Raw genomic sequence first — 24853 nt, forward strand, 5'->3', positions numbered from 1 at the left:
TTGATAAGGGCATAAAAGTAAACAAAAAAGCCTCAACTTTTGTGAAGCTGAGGCTTTAAATTTTATACAAGGTAGTGTTAGTTCATATTTTCAATTACAAGTGCACTGGCACCGCCACCGCCGTTGCAAATTCCTGCAGCGCCGTATTTAGCGTTGTTTTGTTTCAGAATGTTTATTAAAGTAACTATTACACGTGCCCCACTCGCTCCCAAAGGATGCCCGATAGAAACAGCGCCACCATTTACGTTTACTTTCGCAGCATCGAGATTCATTAATTTGATGTTTGCTAAGCCAACAACGCTGAAAGCTTCGTTTAATTCGAAATAATCAATATCCGTCATTTTTAAACCTGCTCTTTCAACAGCTTTTGGAACCGCTAAACTCGGTGAGGTAGTGAACCACTCCGGAGCTTGTTCCGCATCCGCATAACCAATAATTTTTGCAAGCGGTTTTAACCCTAAAGCATCTGCTTTTTCTTTACTCATTAAAACTAAAGCAGCAGCGCCATCATTCATAGTACTTGCATTAGCAGCCGTTACAGTTCCATCTTTCTGAAACACCGGTTTTAAAGCCGGAATTTTTTCGAAATTTACATTTTTATACTCTTCGTCTTCAACGAATTCTACATCGCCTTTTTTTGTTTTTACAGTTACCGGAATAACTTCTTCTTTGAATTTTCCGGCGCTCCACGCTGCTGCCGAGCGTTTGTAAGACTCAATAGCGAAAGCATCCTGTTCTTCACGCGAAAAATTCATGTCTTTGGCACAAAGCTCTGCGCAATTTCCCATCGGCACATTTCCGTACACATCGGTAAGGCCATCTTTTGCTAAACCGTCGATTAGTTTGGCATCACCATATTTGTTTCCCCAACGCGTGCTGTCAGAATAAAAAGGAACCGAACTCATATTTTCCATTCCACCTGCAACAACGATATCGTTATCACCTAGTAAAATACTTTGCGCAGCTAATGAAATAGATTTCATGCCACTTGCGCAAACTTTATTTACCGTAGTACAATTTACGCTGTCTGGTAATCCCGCAAACTTAGCGGCCTGGCGCGCCGGCGCCTGACCAAGATTGGCCTGCATAACAGAACCCATAAATACCTCGTTTACTAATTTACCATCTAATTTTATTTTTTCAATGGCTGCTTTAATAGCGCTTGCTCCTAACCTGGTAGCAGGCACTCCTGCTAAAGTTCCGCCAAAAGATCCAATGGCTGTTCTTACCGCCGATACTACATATACTTCTTTCATTGTGTGATTGTTCTAGTAATTTTTAAAAGTTGCCTAATTTACGGATAATTTCAGTTTTTTTCTTTTTGAAAGCCCCAGATAGGTAAGAAAATTAGTATTTCTTATGCTTTGCCAGGCTACAAAAGGCCCAGGAAAGGCCTCAAAATGAAACGAATAAAATAAAATGGCTATTTTTATAAACTTATAAGTGAAATTTAAAAATGGAGGGTGTTGTAGTAAAGTCGACGGGTAGTAGGTATCTGGTAAAAGCCGGTGCTAAAATTTATGATTGTGTACTTAAGGGAAAGATCCGCCTGGAAGACCGCAAGACCACCAATCCTATAGCTGTTGGAGATATTGTTGATTTTGACATCGAGGATAATGATGAAGCTTCCATCAAAAAAATCCATCCACGTAAAAACTACATTATTCGCAAATCGATTAACCTGAGTAAGAAAACACAAATTCTCGCCTCCAATCTGGATCAAACTGTTTTAATTGCCACCCTTGTGTCTCCCCGCACCAGTCTTGGTTTTATTGACCGCTTTTTAATTACCGCTGAAGCTTACCGTATTCCGGCAAAACTTATTTTTAATAAATCTGATTTACTCACTGGAGAATCAGCGGAAATGCAAAAAGAAATTATCGCGCTTTATTCTAAAATTGGTTACGAATGCATTGAAGTAAGTAGTTACGACACAAAACAAATTGAAAGTTTACAAAGCATTTTTAAAGATAAAACCACGCTTATTGCTGGTCATTCAGGTGTGGGAAAATCTACTTTTGTAAATGCCTTGCAGCCCGGACTTAACTTAAAAACCGGAGAAATTTCTTCGGCGCATGCTAAAGGAATGCATACTACAACTTTTGCTGAATTACATCCTCTGAGTTTTGGCGGAAGTATTATTGATAGTCCGGGCATTAAAGAGCTCGGTCTAGTGGAAATGAAAAAAGAAGAGGTGGGACATTATTTTCCGGAAATTCGGGAACGTATGAACGCTTGCAAGTTTAATAACTGTATTCATGTTAACGAACCAAAATGCGCTGTTATAGCAGCTGTAGAAAGCGGAGACATCAGTGAAGAACGTTACACAAGTTACCTCGGAATTTTAAACGGAGAAGAAATGGATTGGAAAGAATGGGAAATATAACAACTCCATTCAAAATAATTCTCAAAACAAATTTACATATCAAAGTGTGTTCAAATACTCTATTAGCTTTTTAACAGCAAGGGCGCGGTGACTAATTTGATTCTTCTCCTCAGCGCTAAACTCAGCAAAAGTTTTATCAAAACCGTCGGGAATAAAAAGTGGATCATATCCAAAACCATTATGACCTCGTGGAGACATGGCGATTGTTCCTTTTACTTCACCCGCAAAGAAATGCTCCTGTCCATTCTTGAGGAGAGTTATTACTGTGACAAATCTTGCCCTGCGACTTTCTTTAGAGCTTAATTCCTGCAATAGTTTTTTATTATTGGCCTCATCATTTTTTGGTACACCTGCATAGCGGGCACTGTAAACGCCGGGAGCATTGTTCAACGCCTCTACTTCAAGTCCACTATCATCGGCAAATACTGCTGCCTCTTTGCCTTCCGACTTCAACCTATCTATTACGTACTTAGCCTTTAAAAACGAATTTTCTTTAATAGTGGTTCCGGGCTCGGGAATTTCCTCCAGAATTCCTGCTTCTTCAAGTCCTGACAGCTTGTATCTATCAGAAAGTAGCGGCGTTATTTCCTTAATCTTGTTTTTGTTGGCCGAAGCAAATAGAAGGTTCATAGACTATAGTTATTTGTGCTATTCGCTGCAAGATAAGCAGCATAAATTTAAAATATTACTTATTTTAGCAGAATTCCATTTTTACCCACTTATGAAACACACACGCACTTATTCCCTGTTATTGGGCACGATTTCTTTTTTTGCTACAACTTTTAACGCACAAAGCAATTTTAAGGAACTTGAACGTTCTTCAGTTATCATTAACCGTGGCATTGAGCTTCACGGCGACAAAAAATACGAAGAAGCAATTACCGAGTTTAAAAAAGTTCACAGAAATGATTCTAATTACTACCTGGCTTCTGTAGAGATTTTAAATTCTTACCTGGCGCTCAAAAAAAACAACGAGGGTATTGCATTGTGCGATGAACTTCTGAAATTAAAAAATGATTACACGCCAAACATCCTGATTTATAAAGGCGACTTTTTAGATCACATGGAAAAATATGGCGAAGCGGAAAAGATTTACGAAATGGGGGCAAAAGAATATCCGATAAATCACGTGTTCTATTATGCCATGGGAGTTAGCAAATTGCATCAAAAAAAACCCGATCAGGCTTATACATACTTTATAAAGACCTTAAAACTAAATCCATTTCACTCGGCAAGTCACTTGCAATTAGGATTATTAGCCCGACGCAATAACTCTATTGTTGGTACTATGCTTGCTTACCAGTTTTCATTATTGTGCGATGCCTCCAGCAAAAGAGCCCAGGGCATTGTTGGCGATCTTGAAAAAATTTCAAAACTAGAACTGGAACCTGATACTATTTTGTCAATGAAGGTTTTTGAAACTGAAAATGATTTTACAGAGTTAGAAAGCATTATTAAATCTAAAGTAGCACTGGGAAGCAAATACAAATCAAAAACAGATTTGCAATTTGATCTGGTAAAACAAATGCAACTTTTAATTGAAAACATTGGCAAATACAAGGATGTTAAAGGATTTTACAATGAATTTTATGGAGCCTTTTTCACCGAGCTCAATAATTCAAAATTTCTTGAACAATTTATTTATTTCAGTTTACGTGGCATGGAAGTTGAAAAAGTGAATAAATGGCTGGCAAAAAATAAGGCGGACGTTGACGTTTTTGAAACCTGGTGTTATAACTACATGTGCAAAACTCTGGCCAATTATCCTGAAAATTTAAATGGAAAAATTGTAACTGTACCACATTGGTTTCAACAAAATTTAATTGTGGCCGCAGGAGTGCAAAATGCGGAAAAAAACAACGAAGGCTATTGGGTTTATTATTATAAAAACGGAATCAAAAAGGCTGAAGGTGAATTTGTAAATGGGAAAAAAAATAAAGTCTGGAAGTATTATACTCAAACCGGAGCTACCAAAGAAGAAACAGAATTCAGTAATGGTGCCGAAAAATTATATAAAAGTTTTTACGAGAACTCAAATCCCAGTGTAGAAGTTGCGATTGCCGACAACAAGATCACCGGTGTTAAAAAGGCTTATTTCTCTAACGGAAATATTGCCTCCAGTACCGAATATAAAAACGGAGAAATAAGTGGTACCGAAACGCACTATTACAGAAATGGGTCTTTACGGTACTCCATAAAAAATGAAAAAAAGGTGATAAACGGCGACCTGGTGGAATACTTTGATAACGGAAGAATTTATCAGAAAGTTTCTTTTGTAAATGATAATCGCGAAGGAGCATCAAAAACCTTTTTCAACAATGCAAACAATACCGTAGCTTCTGAAGGTGTTTATAAAAAGAATAAAGCTATAGGTGAGTGGAAAACCTATTACAGAGGTGGCAGCATTTACAAGCAAATGACCTACAATGAAGATGGTTTTTATGATGGCACAGTAAAAGAATTTCATGAAAACGGAAAAATTAAAACGGAGGAAGTTTATTCGGCGGGTAAACTTAATGGCCTTACAAAAGAGTTTACTGATGATGGCAGTTTATGGCAGGAATTTGCTTATAAAAAGGGCAAACTTCTTGAGTACAGAGCCTTTAAAAAAGATGGTACAAAAATCTGCGACAACAAGATCAATGGAAAAAATTTCCAGTTAGTGCTCTATCATCCTAATGGCAACAAACGACGTGAAGGAAAAGTAAGTGATGGTGAACTGGACGGAATTTGGAAAGATTACTCCAGCTTTGGTGTGTTAACGCGTGAAGCAAATTATAAAGAAGGACGATTTGACGGTAAATATCTGGAGTACCATACCAACGGAAAAGTGAGAAAAGAACGTCTCTATAAAGAAGGTACAGAAGACGGTTATTATAAATCTTTTTATTTGGATGGAACGCTGGAAACGGAGGGAATGATAGTAGAGGGCGAAAGTCAGGGTTATTGGAAAAACTATTACAAAAACGGTAGTCTTGAAAGTAATACCTATTATCTAAACGATGATATGTTTGGCTGGAACGAATATTTTGACGTAAATGCAAAACTCTCCAGCGAAAACTTATACCGTGAAAACTGCCTTGTAAAAATTGTTTATCACGATACAACAGGGTCCGTTTCTCAAAACATTGATCTGCCAGGTGGTACGGGACTAATTGAAAGAAAAACAATGGATGGCGTTGTGATCTTTAAAAAACAATATGTGAAAGATTATGCTGAGGGTACCTCCAAAAGTTTTTATCCTGATGGAAAAACAGAAACCGAAGTGGAATATAAAAAAGGAAAACGGGAAGGAAAAGCATTTGCCTTCAATCCACTGGGTGGCCAAATAAGCGAGATCGGGTATTTTAATAACGAAAAAAACGGAAAGGAACTTGTTTATTTTGATAATGGTAAAGTTCAATCTGAATATTATTATGAGAATGGCAACATTAACGGTAAATGTTTTTTTTATTTCCAAAGTGGAAAAATTTTTAAAGATATAAATTATGATTACGGCGATACAGAAGGAGAATCAAATGTATATGATGAGTCCGGTGAACTGATTTACACACGTAATTTTCACAACGACCTATTAATGAGCTACACCTACAAGGACACAAAAGGGCAGTTGCTTAAGCCAATGGAGATGCCTACAGGCGATAAGACAGTAATTTGTTATTATCCAAATGGAAAAAAATCGTTTGAAGCAAATTATACGAATGGCGATTTAAATGGGAAACGGATTTTATATCATTCAAACGGAAAACTGATGGAGGACACTGAATTTTATTTCGATGTTCAAAATGGGGTTTCAAAGGAATACTATTCAAATGGTAATCTCAGGATTCTTCAAAATTATTCCTACAACAGACTCGAGGGTAAATCTGAAAATTATTATGAGAATGGCACACTTAGATCTGAACAAAACTACAAAAATGGTGTTGAACACGGATGGTTCAAGTATTATGATGCTAATGGCAAATTGGTAAAATCAGTTTTATACTACAACGGAGATCCTATCGTTATTAAATAATCGTACTTACCTTGAAAACTTTATCTTTTTTTGTTCTGCTTCTGTGTACCAACGCCGTTTTCGCGCAGAAAGCGGATGTGAATTATTATTCCACAAAATATCCGAATACAGCCTATATTAATTTAGATAAATCTGAAAATACAAACATTAGTATTACTAAAGGTGCTCTTGAGATTGTGCAACATCATCATGAGGAATTTATGATTTTAAAAAGCACGTTGAATTCGGTAAGAAGTAAAAAGGTTTATACAAGTTCTTTTATTAAAGTAAAAAATCTTACCGCGTTCATTCATATATACAATGGCAAAACACATAAAAAAGAAAAAATAACTTCTATACACCTTGAATCTGAGAATGATAATGACGCCACTTTTTACGATGATAATCAATCTTACACCATTAGTTTTTTAGAAGCTAAAGAAGGCGATATAATCGAAGTGGATTACGATCAGCTTTTTGTAGAACCTCGTTTTTTCGACGTCACCTATTTTAGCAATTATTCTCCCGTTATTCATTCTAAAAGTACAGTTACCTATCCTATTAACCTGGTAAACTTTAAAATCCGTGAAATAAATAATCAGAGTCTCGCGCTTAATTTCAGAGCCGACAGTACAAAAAAAACGAAAACACTCTCCTGGTCGGCAGATTCGATTTTACCTTTAACCAGCGAATATCTCGATGCGTCATACAGGTATAAAGCTTCCTATATTCTGATGGCGATTGAGAGTTACAAGTCGGCAGATTCTGTAGTTAAACTTGCAGGATCACTTGAAAATCTGTACAGTTGGTACCGGTTTCTTATTAAGAATGTAGATATTTCCACGGACGACTACCTGGTATCACTTACAGATTCTCTCTTAAAAAATTGTAACAGCGATCTTGAGAAAACTAAACAACTCTTTTACTGGGTGCAGAACAAAATTGCTTACCTCGCTTATGAGGATGGACTCGGAGGTTATGTTCCCCGCGAAGCTTCAGTAGTTTGTAAAAGAAGGTTTGGCGATTGCAAAGATATGGCCAATTTGATTGTGAAAATGGGGCATATTGCTAAACTTCCGATTTACCCTGCCTGGATTGGCACCCGCGACATTCCTTATCAATTCTCTGAATTTCCAGTTCCTTTTTGTGCTAATCATATGATTGCAGCTTATATTTCTAAAACAGATACTATATTTCTTGATGGTACAGGCAAGAGCCATCCGTTTCGCCTACCCACATCTATGATTCAGGGCAAAGAAGCCTTAATTGGTATTGATAATATGCATTTTGCGATAGCCAAAGTACCATTTATTGAAAAAGAGAGAACGATCGAGCATGACAGCGTCATTCTTACCTTACTACCGAATAATAGAATAGAAGGCTTAGGCTACTATCAACTTACGGGATATGAAAAAGTAACATTAAGTAACTACCTGGATAAAAAATCTTATCAGCTTCAAAAAAATTATTTGAAAGCTATTCTTGAAAAAGGAAATAACAAATTTAAACTCGATACTTTTTACATCACCCAGCATGAGCTCGAAAAACCCCTGCTACTGTGTTACAAGTTTGTAATCAGTGATTACGTTACGCAAACCGGCGAACAGACTTTTATTAATCTGAATTTCTTTAAAGATTATTTTGATAAACTTAATATGTCTAAAAGAAAAAACGCGATCGACTTTGATTATAAAACTATCCGTAAACTAACCGTAGCGATGAAGCTTGACGAAAATTACAGCATTGAGTATATACCTGAAAATACTTCGTTTTCAACTGCTGTAATGGGATATGAATTAAATTATAAAGTGAAGGATCAAACACTGTATTTCACTAATGCGATTTCAATCGATCGCGCGACTATTTATTCTGAAGATTTTAAAGAGGTAAACCACATTGTAAGCAATTATAAAAAAACAAAATCCAATCTTGTTTCCCTAACCACTAAAAAATAAGCACATGAAATATATAGTGATTTTACTTTCATTTACCTGGTCTCTGACTGCACAAAACAACTACTATCATTCTAATTACAGCTGGGAGAAAAATCCAAAAGTTTACGTACCAACCGCCGAAGAGAAAAAATCGGATATGGTGATCGTTCAACAGAAGAAAATTAATGAATTTGCTTATGACGCCGATGGACAAGCAATTCTTTATGAAACCGTTCACATCATTTACCACGTAAATAGTACAAAAGCTATCGACGCTGTTAATAAAGGCTATATGGCCCTGGGAAGCATTCTTGAAGAGATTGATTTGAAGGCAAGATGTATTACACCTGAAAATAAAGTTTTGTATCTGAACAAATCCACCGTAAAAAGTGTAGATAACCTTGACGACGATGGTGCCTATAAAATATTTGCAATAGACGGAGTAGATGCAGGGTGCGATGTGGAAATATTATATATAAATAAAAAATCTTTTCATGCTTACGCTTATTTTTATCTTCAGCCCCGCTCTCCCCTGGCGTATTTTGAAACGCGCATCATTTCTCCTAAAAATCTTGTATTTGAAACTAAAACCTACAACGGGCTCGATAATTTTGTCAACGAAAAAAACGACACCACAAAAAATACCTGGGTACTGATAAAAAAAAATATACCTGCCGTGGAAAAAGAGAAATATTCGGTAGGCAAAGCAGGTGAAATGGGGTATGTATACCAGTTAGCCTATAACATGGATAGGAAAAAATCAAAAATCTACACCTGGGATATAATTTCGAGAGAGTATTATACCGCTCTTTATGCTCTTGAAAAAAATGAAACCAAACTGGTGGAAAAAATTCTTGACAAGAATAAAATAAGTAAACTATCTTCTTCTGCAGAAAAAGCAAAGGCACTTGATTCTTATATTAAAACAACTTATGAAATAAGTGAAAGTTATGGCTCGCTTACTTTCGAAAAAGGTTTAGATACCAAGAAGATGGGAAATTCCAATACCATGAAATTATATATTGGAGCACTTAAATTTATGCAAATACCTTTCGAACTCATCCTTGCGCCCGAAAGAAGTGAACTTAAATTCGATTCAAAGTTCCCTTCCTATGTATACATGAAGGAATACCTCATCTACTTTCCTGAAACCAATAAATATCTGTCACCTTTAAGTCTGTACAGTCGCTATGGCTTTGCCGATCCCGACATGTTGAGTAACGAAGGCTTGTTCATTAAAGAAGTTAATATAGGTGACATATCTTCGTCTACGGCGAAAACAAAAAGTATTTCAACCACTGACTATAAGGACTCCTACCATAACTCTGATGTAAAAGCAGTACTCGACTTTGATAACAAATCAGCCAAAATGGAAGTGAATCAAAATATTGCCGGGTACAACGCCTATTATCTTCAACCCATTTACAGGTATTTAACTGTAGAACAAAAAGAAGAGCTTCATAAAAATTACTACCTCACCGAAAATTCGGAAGGCGTTAAAGATTTTGAAGTGAAAGGATTTGAGGAACAAGATCTTTTTGTAAAACCACTTCTAATAAAATTTACTATGGAGCAAAATGATTTCCTTGAAAGCGCAGGAAATAAATTCATTTTTAAAGCAGGCTTATTAATCGGGCCACAAGCGGAATTATATCAGGAAGAAAAACGCAAAACACCTGCTCAGATGGACTATCCGCATTACCTAAGCCGTAATCTGGAAATAAATATCCCCACGGGCTTTAAAGCCACAAATTTAAAAGACCTGGTTATCGATAAAGTTTGTGTGCTCGAAGGCCAGGAAATCGCATCGTTTAAATCGTCTTATGAAATTAAAGACAATAAAATTCTCATAAAAGTATATGAGGATTACCGAGCAATAAATTATCCGCTGGATGTATTCGAAAATTTTAAAGCCGTTATAAATGCGGCCGCCGACTTCAACAAAAAAAATATCATTTTTGAAAAAATCTAATCGCTGCAACTTATGATTAAAAAAATCCCGGCACTAGTCTCTCTAATTTTTATGTGCATAACATTCAGTGCACAATCTAATTTTTCAAAATACTACTCAGAAGGAGCCCAGAGCATGGAGAAAGATGAGCTGAATGTGGCCATTGACAAATTCTCGAAGGCCATTGAAAATAAAGACGAAGCTCCGAATAATTACAAAATAGCAGATGCGTACATGTATCGCGGCTATTGCAAATACCTTCAGAAAAATTTTAAAAGCGCTGTTTCAGATATGGATGAGGCGCTCAAAGTAAAACCAGAATACGTTAAGGTATACGCGATGAAAAGTACAATTTACCTTACCAATAAAAAATATGAAGACTGTATAAAGAGCTGCGACAAAGGCCTTGAGAAAAATGCAAACAACGACGAACTATTGTTTAATAAATCGCAGGCATTTTTTTTCATGAAAAAATATAACGAGTCGCTAAAGCCACTCTTTATAATGCTTGCAAACAATCCCCGCGACAGCAAGGCTTTCACTTTTATCGGTGCAACATTCCTTCATCAAAAGATGTGGGACAGCTCTATTGTTTACTTTTCAAAGGCGCTGGAGATCGATCCTCTTGATCTTATGTCACTTTACAACCGAGGCATCAGCAGGTCCTATACAAAAGATACAGCGGCAGCTACCCGCGACATTTTAAGGGCAATGCAACTTGATACTGCAACTAAATTTGTAGGTTATAACAACCTTGCCTTCTATATGAAACTTGAGAAAAAAGATTTTACAGGAGCAATTGAGTACTTTGATAAAGCCATAGAACTAAATCCTGCATTTGCTTATGCTTATAGTAACAGAGGATTTGCCAAACTTAACCTTAACGATATTAAAGGAGCATATAAAGATCTGCGAAAGTCTCTCGAACTCGATAATACAAATTCTTATGCGTTCAAAAATCTTGGACTGATCTATTTAAAAGATGGTCAGAAAAAAAATGCCTGTGAAAATTTTAAGAAAGCCCTCGAGTTAGGTTATACCGACAGTTATGACGACGAAGTAGAAAAGCTTCTGAAAGAAAACTGCAATTAATTATTTCCTTAACTCGAAATTTTCGCCCAGATACACTTTACGCACTTGCTCATCGTTCGCAAGATCTTCTGCAGAACCACTCTTTATAACGCTACCAGAATACAACAGGTAAGCTCTGTCTGTAATACTTAAAGTTTCATGCACATTGTGATCGGTAATCAGAATTCCAATATTTTTATCTTTCAGTTTTCGCACTACCTGCTGAATATCCTCAACAGCAATGGGATCAACTCCGGCAAATGGTTCATCCAGTAAAATAAATTTAGGGTCCGTTGCCAGGGCTCTCGCTATTTCGGTCCTGCGACGTTCTCCCCCGCTTAACTGGTCTCCCAGGTTTTTGCGCACATGATGCAATGCAAACTCATCCAGCAAACTTTCAGCTTTCATTTGCTGTTCTTTTTTGGTAAGCTTTGTCATTTCCAGAATGGCGTACAAATTATCTTCTATGCTCAATTTTCTAAAAACCGATGCTTCCTGTGGCAAGTAACCAATCCCCAATTGCGCCCTTCTGTACATAGGTTCTTTGGTTATATCCATATTGTCGAGAAAGATCTTGCCGCTATTCGGTTTAACCATTCCAACAATCATGTAAAAGGAAGTTGTTTTACCGGCGCCATTTGGCCCCAGTAATCCTACTATTTCTCCTTGCTGCACCTGAACCGATACCATGTTGGCAACTGTTCTGCTTTTGTATTTCTTTACAAGGTTTTCGCTTCTTAAAATCATGTTTATAATGCTAACTGAAATCCAAATTTAAATCCAAAATTATCAATGGCGTTAGGCAGCTGGTAGTTCAAACGCCAGAAAGCATCTATCCTGAATACTTTGAAGATATTCTCAATACCTACACTCGCTTCAGCATACGGACCTTTATCAAGCGCCGACAATGTTTTAGGGAAAAGAAGCGCATGCCTGTTTTTTTCATTCACTGTACCCCAAACTGCTTTTGCTGTTACTACCTCACGCCATTTTAATTTTCGTAACAAAGGTATCTTATTTAAAAACAATCCTTCAAAATGATGATAAATGGCCAGTGAAACAAACTGATCACTCGTAAATTCGTAATAATTCATCATATTAAAAGCCATGTAATCGTAAATGTATGTCTGATTGCCGCCATGCAACTCCATCAAAGGATAGGGCACCACGCCCCATATCTTCCCGCCTTCCAGCACATAATCGGTATATCCTAAAATTGGAGTTACCCTTAAACGGTCACTAACATTCACTACTAATTTATGATAATCGTATTCACCTTTAAAAGCATCCTGAAGAGATTTTGAATAATTTAACTGTATGATGGGATAAGTAGTTCCTATGGACAAGCGTGTGAAACCTTCTCCAACGTATTTTTCTTTCCAGGCAAAACGCACGTTAATACGGGCCTCGGTATTGTTAATGCTTTCACGCTGACCAATTCCACCATCCGATTTTTCGTACAGGTATTGATTGGTACCAATGGTATTAAACTGTCTGCCGATCAAACTTAATTTTGTGATTAATCCCGGAAACCATTGCCGCTCATAATATCCCTGAACACTGCTCACACGCGTAAGATTTGTAAGTGGGCTCGACCTGAAGAAAGACGCAAGTACGTTATCCTGTGAGAACCCATTGGTACTCTGTCCCAGGATTTCATTGTCACTTCGATAATTCATCCCAACAATCTGCCGGCTTGGTTTCTTTGAAAGAAAACTCTTAAAGCCGAGCGCATATTTCCATTTCTCATCCTTTAAACCATAGGCCACATAACCGTTTAACTCGTACCATTTACTGAAAATGTCGCTGGTTCTTCCTCCAAAGCGCAGACGCAAACCTTCAATAGCGTTATAGGATACGAGATTTGTGTAGGGACCAATCTCAAAATTATTTACTTTTTTATAGCCTGCTACCAGCACATAAAAAATGTCTACCCAGGTTTTATATACCGGCAAAGACTGAATTGTGTCAATCATTTTAAAAATCTTCTGCTCCCGCTCTGTCAGGCTATCGTGCCGGTTCTGGATCCAGAACTCGTCAGAACGAGTAGTTGCACTATCCAATACATCAATCTTATCAGAGAATTCGTAAAACTTATCCTCTTTAGGCTGATTTAATTTTATCTTTTTGTAAGAGGCGGTTTTCCGCCCATAAAATCCCAACGCCTTTTTTGTTGGGGCAAAGTCAATTACCAGTCGGTCTTTGCTCATTGTCCAGGCACTATCCGAATACGTAAATTCCTGGATAATATTTGCTGTATTAATAAAATTAAGGTTAGCATCTTTGGGAAGGCTCATTTCCAGGCGCTTCACTCCCCAGGTGGTATCTGCTATCCAGATGTTTCCAGTAAAGCTTAGTTCCTGAACCCTTTTTGGTTTGAAGCTAATGTGGTAGATATATTGATTGTTCTCAAAAGCGCTGTCCTGCAAATAAAACTTATAATAGAATAAGGCATTTTCGCCTATAGGACTGGGCAATTGCTTGTTAAACACTAAAATATTGTTGTCGAAAATATTTACATTTTGATACATATCGCCTAAAACCTGCGACACACTTGAGTTTTCAATTCCCGTGATTTTGCTACCAATAACCACTTCCTTTTTTCTTTTTGGACTGCTTTTATAATAAAACTCTGATAAACTTTCAATAATAAAGAAAGGAAGCGACGGTTTTTCACCACTAAAGGAACTATCCACATTATCAAAAACAAAAGCTATCGGTTTAAGAATTTTTTTATCACGCATATCCTTGGGAATGCGCGTAAGATCGAACTCGAGCTTGTTATACACCTCATATTCATAAGCCTCCAGCCTGTTTCTGTCATTCTTGTACTTATTTGCGACACAATTGCGAATAATTCTGTGCGCGGGGTTATCACCGGCTTTAATTACTACTTCATCCAATGCAACACCTGCTTCCGCCATTGGAAAATTGATTTGCTGGTTGTTAAGGTCTTTTAAAGCGCGGGCCATGCGTTTATATCCCACATACACGGCAATTAAAGAATCTCCCAGCTTAGAAGTAGTTATACTAAAATTGCCATCAAAATCGGTTTGAGCCCCTATGGTAGTGCCTTTAATGATAACCGACACAAAAGGAAGCGCTTCTTTATTGCTTGAGGCAAAAACTTTTCCATGGATAACATATTGAGCCTTTTGCACAAAAGGAAACAAGCATAGAAGCACCAGGAAAGCGGCCTTTTTTAGTTGCATGCTTGTGTGCCTGATGTTTTAATGGCAAGCCATGAATACTTTCCGGAAGAAGTAAGACTTACGCTGGATTTGGCGATATGAGGGCGTTTATTGCTAAACAAAAAAGTCATATAGATTCTAAAAATACAAAAAAAGAAAGAGTATCCTGCGTTTCAATAGCTAAATATCTTTCTGCGCCGCTCAACTTTGAGCTAACTTTAAGAAAGGCAGATTAACCGAACAAAATGGCAAGTGCAAAAGACCAGATTTAAGCCTTCTCAGGACGCTAAAAAAAATATCACTTTTACTTTAAAATATCTGAAAGAAATCGTATTTTTCAGCCAAATATATTTTGTTATTCAGAATTTAGGTTATAATATTGCACGCAATCCAGTCATTTTTAATTTGATGAAGAAATTCATAGTATATATATTTTGCTTATTTGTGTTAACCAGCACAGTTAAATCACAAAATGTGATTATTCTGGAAGGTACATATCAAGGCAAAGTTCTATATGTACAAAATCCTTATGGCCCGGGTGGAGTTGGTTTTTGTGTGACGGAAGTAAAGGTAAACGGCAATATTACAACAGACGAGTTAACTTCAAGCGCCTTCGAAATTGATTTAAAACCACACAAATTAAATATAGGAGATAAAGTAGAGGTAAAGATTTTTCACAAAGAAGGTTGTAAGCCAAAAGTTTTAAATCCTGAAGTATTAAAACCGAAAAGTACTTTCGAGATCATAGCTATGTCTGCTGACAAAGACGGTACTTTCAAGTGGTCTACAAAATCCGAAACAGGTAAGCTCACTTTTATTATCGAACAATTCCGCTGGAACAAATGGGTTAAGGTAGGCGAAGTAGACGGCGTTGGAACTCCAACCAGTAACGAATATTCATTCAAAATTGCACCGCACAGTGGTAAAAATTCATTACGCGTTCGCCAAACGGATTACAGCGGTCTACCACGTTTAAGTAAAGCCGCAGATTTTACCAGTGAGATTCCGGAAATTGATTACGCTCCCCTAAAAACAAGTAAAGACATTAATTTTTTCGTAAAAGGAAAAGAAGATAAAACGGTAGAAACCATGTATGAGATCTATGATCAATACGGTAACATCGTTAAAAAAGGATTCGGTTCAAAAATTGATGTAAGCAATCTTCCAAAAGGGGCTTATTTCCTGAATTTTGACAATAAGATGGGTGAGTTTGTAAAAAAATAATCCCCCTGTGGTTAAAAAAACTTATTTACATCCCTCTTCCTCATAAGAAGAGGGTTTTTTATTTTAATAATTTTAAATTTGTGTTATGTATTCTCTAACCCTGAATGGAAATAAAACACTTAAGACGGATCTGACGCTTAAGGATACAACTTTTGAAGGAACTTTAAACGAGGCCCTTATCAAAGGAGATTTGATGAAAATCAATGCCTACCAATACCATATTCTCTACAACAACAAATCTTATAATATAGAGGTTGTAAAGATGAACGCCGAAGACAAAACAGTGGTCTTAAAAGTAAACTCAGCAAAATTTACATTGCAGCTCAAGGACAAGTACGACGCCTTATTGCACAGCCTTGGTCTAGATAATCTCGCTACCAAAAAAGTAAATGAAGTAAAAGCACCAATGCCTGGAATGGTTTTAAGAGTGCTGGTAAATGAAGGTGACGAAATTAAAAAAGGCGATGCGCTGCTGGTACTCGAAGCCATGAAAATGGAAAATATTATCAAGTCTCCTACCGATGGCACCATTAAAAAGATCGCTGCCATTACAGGAGTAGCCGTTGAAAAAAATCAGTTACTAATACAGTTTTAAAATGAGCGATAACAGAAGAGATTTTCTAAAAAAAGGAGCTTTGCTAGGCTTATCAGGATTAACCTCCGGCCTCATTGGCAAAAATAAGATAGATCACATAGAACAAGTTTCTGAAATGATCAGTGGAGAAGGTAATTTATTTGTCCTTCCAAAATTACCTTATGCCTATAATGCTCTGGAACCTTTTATTGACCGACGCACAATGGAAATTCATCACACAAAGCATCACCAGGCTTATGTAGATAAATTAAACGCAGCACTAAAAGACGCTCCAGCCAACACTATAGATTTTAACGTGAGCGATGCGGCTAAGTGTGGTAAAATTACTCCGGGAACTCCTGATGCCATTCGCAATAACCTGGGTGGACATTATAATCATAGTTTGTTTTGGACACTTATGAAACCTAATCCGAAGGCTTTACCCAATTTACCAAAGGGAAAACTAAACGAAGCTATTCTAAAGAAATTCGGAACTTTCGACCATTTTAAAAGAGCTTTCAGTGATAAAGCTACAAGGTTGTTTGGAAGCGGATGGTGCTGGCTAGCGGTAATTGGAACGGAAATAATTATTACTACCAGCGAAAATCAGGATAACCCTTTAATGCAAATACAAGAAAGAGGAACGCCGGTTTTGGCTCTCGATGTTTGGGAACATGCTTATTATCTGAAATACCAAAATAAACGCGCTGATTATATCACTGGCTGGTGGAACATTATTAACTGGGATAAAGCTGAAGCCTTATTTAACGCACCTCCCGAGGATAGACGCTAATCAAATAAGCTCAATTTGTTGAATTTTTAACCAGAGATCTAATACTGCTTTCTGTGACACACTGAATATGACTCATAAGAATTTTAAAAATATTGATCGCGTTACTTATGGACGGGGATCTTTCTCACAACTAGACGAAACTATTGCTCCCATCAGAAAAGAAAACAATAAGTATTTTGTTTTTATAGTGGACAATTATTTCAAAGGAAAACCTTTAAGTGATAAGTTACAAAACAAACCTGAAGATCTGGTTTATTTTGTAGACGTAGATTCTTACGAACCTACAACAGACCAGATTGACACATTGCGGGATGAGATCTTAGCCAAAAAAGGCCTGCCCAGCGGTATTATTGGTATTGGCGGCGGAAGCATTATGGACATTGCTAAAGCCTTGTCTTTAATGGTGACTAACGAAGGCTCGTCTACTTTATACCAGGGCCTAAATCTTATTAAAAAAGCTGGCATCTATCACTTAGGCGTTCCAACGATTTCGGGCACGGGCGCAGAGGTCTCTATGACAGCGGTACTCACAGGTCCTGAAAAAAAACTGGGTCTAAAATGTGACTGGACCGTTTTTAACCAGGTGATCTTAGATCCTGAATTGATTGCAAGTGTGCCAACAGACTGGTGGTTTTATACCGGCATGGATACCTACATTCATTGCATTGAATCTCATAACGGTATCCGCAATAACGCATTTAGTTTAGCTTATGGTGATCAGGCTCTGCATTTATGCCGCGAAGTATATTTAAATGAGAAAGCCGGACAAACGCCTGAGAACGATGATATTTTGATGGTTGCTTCTCTCATGGGCGGACTAAGTCTGACTTACAGCGAGGTGGGTGTTTGTCATGCTTTAAGTTATGGTTTATCAAAAATTCATGGTACGCGTCACTGTTATGCCAACTGTGTGATCTTCCAACATCTTGGTGACATCTATCCTCAGGGGCACAGCGAGTTTATGCAGATGATTAAAAAACACAAGATCACTTTACCACAAAATTTAAGCAAAGACTGGGACGAAGAAACCCTTACAAAAATGGCAACTGTGAGTTACAATCTGCCTTTTATGTGGAACCATGCCTTTGGCGACAACTATAAGGAGATTGCAACAATGGATTATATTAAAGATTTGTTCAGGAGGTTGTAAACTGAATTCAAAAAGAAGGGGGCTGAAACGATTCAGCCCCCTTCTTTTTTATCATACCCAGGTTTTTAAAAAGCGAACATCTCCGCTACCATTCCCGGTGCTATACCAATTATCAATGTTAAAGCTGTAGTAAGAATAATCACCACTTTATTTGCGCCTTCCATAGCCACAGGAGCTTCTTCTTCCTGATCTTTAAAGTACATGGCAATGATTATTTTCAAATAGTAGTATGCACCTACTGCAGAAGTAATAACGGCTAATAACAACAGCCATTGGTACTGAGTACCCATAACCGTTGTGAATACAAAATACTTCGCGAAGAAACCCGCGGTAATTGGAATACCTGCTAAAGAGAGCATAGCAATGGTCATACATACCCCTAAGAAAGGATTGCGTTTTCCTAAACCGTTAAATGCAGAAATTGTTTCGTTTCCTTTTTTTGTAACGCTGTATAAAATTCCGAACGAAGTAATACTGCCGATAGAATAAGCCAGTGAATAATAAATAATCGCATCTAAAGAGATATTCGATCTAACGTTAGCCATAATAACCATAAGCATAAAACCCGCGTGGCTGATACTTGAATAGGCCAACATACGTTTTACACTGTTTTGCATGGCCGCAGAGAAGTTCGCGATGATTAATGATAAAGCGACTACAACTGCTAAAATACCGGTCCACAAACCGCTGATCTCTCCAAAACCTACAAGGAATAAACGCATGAACGCTGCAAAAGCCGCCGTTTTAACCACAGTACTCATTAAAGCAGTAATCAAAGTAGGAGAACCTTCATAAACATCAGGCGCCCAGAAATGAAATGGGGCAGCAGACACTTTAAAACACATAGCTACTAGCATCATAACAACACCTACATAAAAAAACATTGGCATTTCTGCACCTTGTGTACTGATGTATTGACGAATCGCCATAATATCAAAACTTCCGGAAGCACCGTAAATTAAAGCTATGCCGAATAATAAAAACGCACTGGCAAAAGATCCCATGATCAAATATTTAAAGCCCGCTTCGTTACTGCGCATGTCGCCCTTTTTACTCGCCGCTAAAACATACATAGGAATACTCATGATCTCAATTCCTAAAAATAAAGTGGTCATGTTTGTGAAAGCCGTCAACATTAAAGCACCCACTAAGGCAAACAAAACAAGAGCAAAGTGATCTACTAAATTAGATTCTTCTTCAAAATAATCGTTCGCCAGGATGAACCAGAAAAAAGCGGTAGCAAGAATAATTCCTGAGAAAGCGATTGCCGGTTTATCAAAAGAAATCATGTTATCGAAATAAGGCATACTTAATCCTTTCGACCATTCGAAATAGTTGAACGCGTAAGCTGCGACGATTCCGAGCAGAACTATCGGCAACAGCAATTTTTTAAATTTAAAAATCTCAGCCAGCATGGCTAATATCCCTAATCCACTAATTATAAAAAGACCTTTCATACGGTGATATTGTTTGTTTTTTATTTGTCGTATGGTATAACACTCTTCGCTTTCTTTTATCTTTCGAAAGATTGTTATTTCATATTTTTTTAATATTATTTATCCAGCAACTTGTCATTTCGAGCGTAGTCGAGAAAGACAAGTGTCGAGAAATTATTTTATACTCATTAATACAACTTTCGTCGCTTCTTCTGCAATGTCATTTAAGGGTTTTGGATACACACCAAAAGCAATAATAACAGCACAAATAATAATTAACACGGCTTTATCCGTATTAGCTAGAGGACCAAAAACAATATTGGAATCTCTTCTTTCGCCCAACATAATAGTTTGATAGCTGCGTAACATGTAAACGGCTCCTAGAATGATCGTGAGACCTGCGAAGGCTGCAATTACTGCACTGAACTGGTAAACGCCATTGATTAATAAAAACTCTCCCACAAATCCGTTAGTTAAGGGTAAGGCTACAGACCCTAAAACAATGATCAGGAACAACACTGCAAAGTTTCCATTCATACTTCTGATCCCGCCCAGTTGGTTGATCTCGCGGGTACCTGTATGTAAAAACAAAATATCTGCGATAAAGAATAAACCTACCACGTTTACACCATGCGATAACATTTGCATTAGAGCTCCTTGAATACCTTGTTGATTCGCTGCCAAAATACCTGCTGAAATCAATCCCACGTGGGCAATAGAGGAATAAGCTATTAAACGTTTAAAATCTTTTTGTACAATAGCAATACACGAAGCGTAAACAATTCCGATCACTGAAAGTCCGATGGCCGTGCCGCCCCATTGTTCTAATCCTAAAGGAACAATTGGTAACAACCATTTAATAACCCCGAAGGTACCCATCTTTAACATAATCCCTGAAAGAAGCATGGTTCCTTGCGTTGGAGCATTTACATAAGTATCGGGTTGCCAGGTATGAAAAGGAAAGATCGGCATCTTAATAGCAAATGCAATGAAGATCAACCAGAATAAAATGCCCTGTTGGTGCGCATTTAAACTTTTTCCCGCATTGTATAGATCTTGTATGGCCCACGAATGCGCGCCGTTTATGTTGGTGTGATTATACAAATAAATAAAGCCAACCAGCATAAATAACGACCCGAATAAAGTGTAGACGAAAAATTTAAAAGTTATCGCGCCACGATTTTCTCCACCCCATGTTAAACAGATAAAATAAATTGGTATTAAAGCTAATTCCCAGAACACATAAAACAAGAATCCATCATTAGCTACAAACACCCCAATCAGTGCCATTTGCATAACTAATATCAGTCCATAAAAATTCTGAACGTTTCTGTAGGTATTGCTATAAGAAGTCAAGATAATTAATGGAACCAGAAAAGTGGTTAGAAGTACCATCAAAATACTCAGGCCGTCAATGGCTACAGAAAAATGAATTCCAAGAGACTGAACCCAAACGCAATCAAACTTTAATAAGGCTGAATCAGGATTGTGTTTAAATTGGTACAAAGCTCCGAGTGAAATTATAAATTCAACCACACTCGCGGCCATGGCCAGGTTGCGCGCTCCGTTTCCTTTTGCAAGGAACACCAGGAAGGCTGCTAATAAAGGAAAAACTATTAATAAAGCTGTCAACATAAAATCTATTTCTTATTACATTAAAAAAGTTAGCAGAATAATCAGTACCACGCCCAGAGTCATGCTCATAAGGTAAAAACCAATGTTTCCATTTTGTAAATATCTTACTGAAGAACCTATGCCTCTAACAGTACTGCCTACACCATTAACGATACCGTCAATAAACTGTGTATCCACGTGTTTGTAAAAGAATTTAGAAAGTCCATCTAAAGGTCTGCGAATTACGGCATCATAAAATTCATCTACATAATATTTATTGTAAACCACACGTTGCCAAGGTCTGAGTTGCTCTTCTTTGTCAGCAGGCTTAACATTGTATTTAATGAACATACGGAAAGTAAAATAGATGGTTGCAAGCGCCGCGCTAAGTGCAATACCCATTAAAATCCATTCTGTTTCGTGACTTAAAGTCGAATAAGTCGGACGAAGAATTACAGATTCTAAATTATGATGCATCCAGTTTGGTAAATGCCAGAACTCTGGTAAACCTAATACGCCGCCCGCTACAGAAAGAATAGCCAGGATAATTAAAGGAATAGTCATAGAAGCCGGCGATTCATGCAGGTGGTGTTCCTGGTCGTGCGTTCCTCTGAATTTTCCGAAGAAAGTAAGGAACAACATGCGGAACATATAAAATGCCGTCAGCATAGAAGCAAAAGTCCCTAATAGCCAAAGGATCGGACTGTGCTCGTAAGTGTGGGCGAGAATTTCATCTTTACTGAAGAAACCGCTAAAAGGAAACACCCCGCTAATAGCAATAGTAGCAAGCAGCATAGTGCCGAAAGTAATTTTTATCTTCCCCTTTAATCCTCCCATTTTACGAATGTCTTGCTCACCGCCCATAGCGTGAATAACTGAACCTGCTCCTAAAAACAAAAGTGCTTTAAAGAACGCGTGTGTAGTTACGTGGAATACCGCCGAACTGTATGCTCCTACTCCAAGTGCAAGAAACATCAATCCTAATTGTGATACGGTAGAGTATGCAAGGATTTTTTTAATGTCTGTTTGAAAGACCCCGATAGTAGCTGCAAATAAAGCAGTGATCACCCCAACAATAGCCACTGTTTCGCTGGCTATTGGACTCATAGAGTAAAATACATTCGAACGCACTACCATAAAAATACCGGCAGTAACCATGGTAGCAGCGTGAATTAAGGCAGATACAGGTGTTGGACCGGCCATCGCATCCGGCAACCAGGTATACAAAGGAAGCTGAGCTGATTTACCCATGGCTCCAATAAATAATAATAAAGCTATAGCAGTCACCGTCGAAGAACTTGCTGCACTTGGGTTGTCAAAAACCTCTGTGTAACTCACGCTTCCGTAGCTCACGAAGATTAAAATAATTCCCAATAAAAAACCAAGGTCACCAATACGGTTCATGATGAATGCTTTTTTTGCAGCATTGTTATAAGCCGTGTTTTTATACCAGAACCCTATGAGTAAATAAGAACACAATCCTACTCCCTCCCAACCTACAAAGGTGATCAGGTAATTGTTTCCCATTACTAATAACAACATAAAGAAAACGAAGAGGTTCAAATATGTGAAGAACCTGGCAAAACCGTCATCATCGTGCATATAACCGGTAGAATAAATATGAATTAAAAATCCAATTCCGGTAATGATCAATAAAAACACACTGGATAACGGATCGATTAAAAATTCAAAAGGAATTTTTAATGTGTCAGAATTAATCCATGAAAAAACATTTACTACTTGTTCCTTGTTTTGCGAAGCTTGTAACTCCACGAATACAAGTACTGAAACTACAAAAGACGCGAAGATTGCTAAAGACGCGATAGTACCGCTTAATCCTTTACTTATTTTCTTTCCAAAAAATCCGTTAATAAGAAATCCTATTAATGGAAATAATGGAATGAGAGCTGCTAATTTGATCATATGTTTTTATTTACAATTTTATGCGGACCTAAATCCTAGTTTTTTAAATTTCCTAAAAGATCGGTATCAATACTTTTAATGTTTCTATAAATCATGGTTAAGATGGCGAGGCCCACTGCAACCTCAGCTGCTGCAACTGCCATAATAAAGAATACAAACACTTGTCCGTTTGGATCTTTATGCAGCACACTAAAAGCAACCATCAATAAGTTAACCGCATTAAGCATTAATTCAATGCACATAAATAAAATGATCGTATTTCTGCGAGCCATTACTCCAACTGCTCCAATAATGAAGAGTACAGTGCTTAACAGCAGATAAAAATTTATTGAAATTCCGTTTATCATATTTTCTATTATCTATTATTTTTCGCTAAAGCTGTCTATTGGCTTTCAACTATAACTATTAATTTATTTAATTTCTTTCTTACCAATCATAATTGCACCCACTAAAGCTGATAATAATAGTATTGATACAATTTCAAAAGGGAATAAAAATTCATGAAATAATACGTGACCCAAATTTTTTACCAATCCGATATTTTCATGTCCATAAGAACTAAGTCCCAGCTGAGAGCTTCCTCTTAATGCTCCAACCAAAACGATCAACAACATTCCTCCAAGCACACCAGAAATTATTTTGGAAACCAGTGTCCTTCTTGGTTCCGCGTCTTCATTTAAGTTCATAAGCATGATCACAAACAAAAACAACACCATGATAGCTCCCGCGTAAACTGCAATGTGCACCACAGCAAGAAATTGCGCATTCAATAAAAGATAATGCCCTGCAATGCAGAAAAAAGTCAGCACCAAATAAAGCACCGAGTTAACCGGATTACGGCTAAATACCACCATTAAAGCAAACATGATCGCCATAAAAGAAAGTATTCCGAAAATCCATTGTGTAATTGTGTAACCTAACATATTTTTATTATTTACAATTTTTTGATTTACAAATTGTCTCCCGATAGCTATCGGGATGTAAATTTTTAAATCGGCAATTATTAGTGTTTCCCTTTATTTAATTTTTCTGTGTGAAGTTCATTATGTTTTAATCCCGGGATTTTTTTGAATGCTAAAACTTCCGGAGTCTGACGTTTTGATACATCAATACGTTGATCCATTTTCTCAACCAATTTATCTTTTCCGTAAATAAATCCATCACGTTCAAAATCCGAAGACACAATTCTATCCGTTAAGAAGATCGCTTCTTTCGGACAAGCCTCTTCACAAAGTCCGCAGAAGATGCAACGCAACATGTTTATCTCATAAGTCTTTGCGTATTTTTCTTCGCGGTACAATCCCTCTTCTCCTTTTTTGCGCTCACCACTTTCCATGGTGATTGCTTCGGCAGGACAAGCCACAGCGCACATACCACAAGAAGTACAACGCTCTGCGCCGTTTTCATCACGTTTTAAAACATGTTGTCCACGGTAAATCGGTGCGAATTCACGCTTTTGTTCCGGGTACATAATAGTCGGTCTCTTTTTAAAAAGGTGACTGAATGTAATGATCATGCCATTGATGATAGCCGGAAAATACATCTTCTCTACAAAGCTTTGTTCCTTATTAGAAACGACTACTTTTCTGTTCGTTAACTGCATTTCTAGTAT

General features: G+C 37.4%; 19 protein-coding genes. 9 read left to right on the forward strand and 10 right to left on the reverse strand.

Features of this window, described 5'->3' with window-relative positions; all coding sequences use genetic code 11:
• Nucleotides 1-77 precede the first annotated feature (77 nt).
• Entirely contained in the window at nucleotides 78-1256 is a 1179-nt protein-coding gene (locus CNR22_09220; protein PBQ31941.1) for an acetyl-CoA C-acyltransferase, read from the reverse strand.
• Nucleotides 1257-1456: 200 nt separating this feature from the next.
• On the opposite strand from CNR22_09220, the gene rsgA reads away from it, so the two are divergent.
• The gene (rsgA, locus tag CNR22_09225) at nucleotides 1457-2386 is read left to right on the forward strand and encodes a ribosome small subunit-dependent GTPase A (GenBank protein ID PBQ31942.1); all 930 of its coding nucleotides are present in this window, start codon (nucleotides 1457-1459) and stop codon (nucleotides 2384-2386) included.
• A 39-nt stretch (nucleotides 2387-2425) separates the two neighbouring features.
• On the opposite strand, the gene rdgB is transcribed toward rsgA, so the two are convergent.
• Complete coding sequence (gene rdgB, locus CNR22_09230) at nucleotides 2426-3016, reverse strand: non-canonical purine NTP pyrophosphatase, RdgB/HAM1 family (GenBank protein ID PBQ31943.1); 591 nt, start codon at nucleotides 3014-3016, stop codon at nucleotides 2426-2428.
• A gap of 91 nt (nucleotides 3017-3107) precedes the next feature.
• Between rdgB and CNR22_09235 the strand changes: the two genes are divergently transcribed.
• From CNR22_09235 to CNR22_09250, 4 genes are read left to right on the forward strand one after another with little or no spacing between them, the layout of a single operon-like run.
• On the forward strand, nucleotides 3108-6401 hold the full coding sequence (locus tag CNR22_09235; protein ID PBQ31944.1) for a hypothetical protein: 3294 nt from the start codon (nucleotides 3108-3110) through the stop codon (nucleotides 6399-6401).
• An 11-nt stretch (nucleotides 6402-6412) separates the two neighbouring features.
• Entirely contained in the window at nucleotides 6413-8335 is a 1923-nt protein-coding gene (locus tag CNR22_09240) for a hypothetical protein (protein ID PBQ31945.1), read from the forward strand.
• Between the two features lie 4 nt (nucleotides 8336-8339).
• Nucleotides 8340-10286 (forward strand): hypothetical protein, encoded by a 1947-nt coding sequence (locus CNR22_09245; GenBank protein PBQ31946.1) that lies wholly within the window; start codon nucleotides 8340-8342, stop codon nucleotides 10284-10286.
• A 12-nt stretch (nucleotides 10287-10298) separates the two neighbouring features.
• Nucleotides 10299-11357: a hypothetical protein gene (locus CNR22_09250; GenBank protein ID PBQ31947.1), complete on the forward strand. Its 1059-nt coding sequence runs from the start codon at nucleotides 10299-10301 to the stop codon at nucleotides 11355-11357.
• On the opposite strand, the gene lptB is transcribed toward CNR22_09250, so the two are convergent.
• Together lptB and CNR22_09260 are read right to left on the reverse strand one after the other, a co-directional pair.
• Nucleotides 11358-12083: an LPS export ABC transporter ATP-binding protein gene (gene lptB / locus CNR22_09255; protein PBQ31948.1), complete on the reverse strand. Its 726-nt coding sequence runs from the start codon at nucleotides 12081-12083 to the stop codon at nucleotides 11358-11360. It abuts the gene before it with no gap.
• Between the two features lie 2 nt (nucleotides 12084-12085).
• Complete coding sequence (locus CNR22_09260; protein ID PBQ31949.1) at nucleotides 12086-14548, reverse strand: hypothetical protein; 2463 nt, start codon at nucleotides 14546-14548, stop codon at nucleotides 12086-12088.
• A 231-nt stretch (nucleotides 14549-14779) separates the two neighbouring features.
• Between CNR22_09260 and CNR22_09265 the strand changes: the two genes are divergently transcribed.
• The 4 genes from CNR22_09265 to CNR22_09280 all read left to right on the forward strand — a co-directional run bounded on the left by CNR22_09265 (nucleotide 14780) and on the right by CNR22_09280 (nucleotide 18268).
• Nucleotides 14780-15751, forward strand: coding sequence for a hypothetical protein (locus tag CNR22_09265; GenBank protein PBQ31950.1), 972 nt, complete (start codon nucleotides 14780-14782; stop codon nucleotides 15749-15751).
• Nucleotides 15752-15836: 85 nt separating this feature from the next.
• Nucleotides 15837-16346: an acetyl-CoA carboxylase biotin carboxyl carrier protein subunit gene (locus CNR22_09270; GenBank protein PBQ31951.1), complete on the forward strand. Its 510-nt coding sequence runs from the start codon at nucleotides 15837-15839 to the stop codon at nucleotides 16344-16346.
• A gap of 115 nt (nucleotides 16347-16461) precedes the next feature.
• Nucleotides 16462-17118, forward strand: a complete 657-nt coding sequence (locus tag CNR22_09275; GenBank protein PBQ34863.1) for a superoxide dismutase — start codon at nucleotides 16462-16464, stop codon at nucleotides 17116-17118.
• A gap of 67 nt (nucleotides 17119-17185) precedes the next feature.
• On the forward strand, nucleotides 17186-18268 hold the full coding sequence (locus CNR22_09280; protein ID PBQ31952.1) for an alcohol dehydrogenase: 1083 nt from the start codon (nucleotides 17186-17188) through the stop codon (nucleotides 18266-18268).
• Nucleotides 18269-18333: 65 nt separating this feature from the next.
• On the opposite strand, the gene CNR22_09285 is transcribed toward CNR22_09280, so the two are convergent.
• The 6 genes from CNR22_09285 to CNR22_09310 all read right to left on the reverse strand — a co-directional run bounded on the left by CNR22_09285 (nucleotide 18334) and on the right by CNR22_09310 (nucleotide 24844).
• On the reverse strand, nucleotides 18334-19725 hold the full coding sequence (locus CNR22_09285; protein PBQ31953.1) for an NADH-quinone oxidoreductase subunit N: 1392 nt from the start codon (nucleotides 19723-19725) through the stop codon (nucleotides 18334-18336).
• A gap of 153 nt (nucleotides 19726-19878) precedes the next feature.
• Nucleotides 19879-21339, reverse strand: a complete 1461-nt coding sequence (locus tag CNR22_09290) for an NADH-quinone oxidoreductase subunit M (GenBank protein ID PBQ31954.1) — start codon at nucleotides 21337-21339, stop codon at nucleotides 19879-19881.
• A gap of 15 nt (nucleotides 21340-21354) precedes the next feature.
• Nucleotides 21355-23241, reverse strand: a complete 1887-nt coding sequence (locus CNR22_09295; GenBank protein ID PBQ31955.1) for an NADH-quinone oxidoreductase subunit L — start codon at nucleotides 23239-23241, stop codon at nucleotides 21355-21357.
• Nucleotides 23242-23276: 35 nt separating this feature from the next.
• Nucleotides 23277-23588, reverse strand: a complete 312-nt coding sequence (locus CNR22_09300) for an NADH-quinone oxidoreductase subunit NuoK (GenBank protein PBQ31956.1) — start codon at nucleotides 23586-23588, stop codon at nucleotides 23277-23279.
• 63 nt (nucleotides 23589-23651) lie between these two features.
• A complete protein-coding gene (locus CNR22_09305; protein PBQ31957.1) occupies nucleotides 23652-24164 on the reverse strand; it encodes an NADH-quinone oxidoreductase subunit J in 513 nt (170 codons plus the stop codon).
• An 80-nt stretch (nucleotides 24165-24244) separates the two neighbouring features.
• Complete coding sequence (locus CNR22_09310; GenBank protein PBQ31958.1) at nucleotides 24245-24844, reverse strand: NADH-quinone oxidoreductase subunit I; 600 nt, start codon at nucleotides 24842-24844, stop codon at nucleotides 24245-24247.
• Between the last annotated feature and the right edge of the window lie 9 nt (nucleotides 24845-24853).

Source organism: Sphingobacteriaceae bacterium (assembly GCA_002319075.1).
GTDB lineage: Bacteria > Bacteroidota > Bacteroidia > B-17B0 > Aurantibacillaceae > Aurantibacillus.

Bases quoted from the DNA above. Each gene is read 5' to 3' on its own strand.
- CNR22_09220 (PBQ31941.1), bottom strand. From the start codon at position 1,256: ATGAAAGAAGTATATGTAGTATCGGCGGTAAGAACAGCCATTGGATCT.
- rsgA (PBQ31942.1), top strand. From the start codon at position 1,457: ATGGAGGGTGTTGTAGTAAAGTCGACGGGTAGTAGGTATCTGGTAAAA.
- rdgB (PBQ31943.1), bottom strand. From the start codon at position 3,016: ATGAACCTTCTATTTGCTTCGGCCAACAAAAACAAGATTAAGGAAATA.
- CNR22_09235 (PBQ31944.1), top strand. From the start codon at position 3,108: ATGAAACACACACGCACTTATTCCCTGTTATTGGGCACGATTTCTTTT.
- CNR22_09245 (PBQ31946.1), top strand. From the start codon at position 8,340: ATGAAATATATAGTGATTTTACTTTCATTTACCTGGTCTCTGACTGCA.
- CNR22_09250 (PBQ31947.1), top strand. From the start codon at position 10,299: ATGATTAAAAAAATCCCGGCACTAGTCTCTCTAATTTTTATGTGCATA.
- lptB (PBQ31948.1), bottom strand. From the start codon at position 12,083: ATGATTTTAAGAAGCGAAAACCTTGTAAAGAAATACAAAAGCAGAACA.
- CNR22_09260 (PBQ31949.1), bottom strand. From the start codon at position 14,548: ATGCAACTAAAAAAGGCCGCTTTCCTGGTGCTTCTATGCTTGTTTCCT.
- CNR22_09270 (PBQ31951.1), top strand. From the start codon at position 15,837: ATGTATTCTCTAACCCTGAATGGAAATAAAACACTTAAGACGGATCTG.
- CNR22_09275 (PBQ34863.1), top strand. From the start codon at position 16,462: ATGATCAGTGGAGAAGGTAATTTATTTGTCCTTCCAAAATTACCTTAT.
- CNR22_09280 (PBQ31952.1), top strand. From the start codon at position 17,186: ATGACTCATAAGAATTTTAAAAATATTGATCGCGTTACTTATGGACGG.
- CNR22_09285 (PBQ31953.1), bottom strand. From the start codon at position 19,725: ATGAAAGGTCTTTTTATAATTAGTGGATTAGGGATATTAGCCATGCTG.
- CNR22_09290 (PBQ31954.1), bottom strand. From the start codon at position 21,339: ATGTTGACAGCTTTATTAATAGTTTTTCCTTTATTAGCAGCCTTCCTG.
- CNR22_09295 (PBQ31955.1), bottom strand. From the start codon at position 23,241: ATGATCAAATTAGCAGCTCTCATTCCATTATTTCCATTAATAGGATTT.
- CNR22_09300 (PBQ31956.1), bottom strand. From the start codon at position 23,588: ATGATAAACGGAATTTCAATAAATTTTTATCTGCTGTTAAGCACTGTA.
- CNR22_09305 (PBQ31957.1), bottom strand. From the start codon at position 24,164: ATGTTAGGTTACACAATTACACAATGGATTTTCGGAATACTTTCTTTT.
- CNR22_09310 (PBQ31958.1), bottom strand. From the start codon at position 24,844: ATGCAGTTAACGAACAGAAAAGTAGTCGTTTCTAATAAGGAACAAAGC.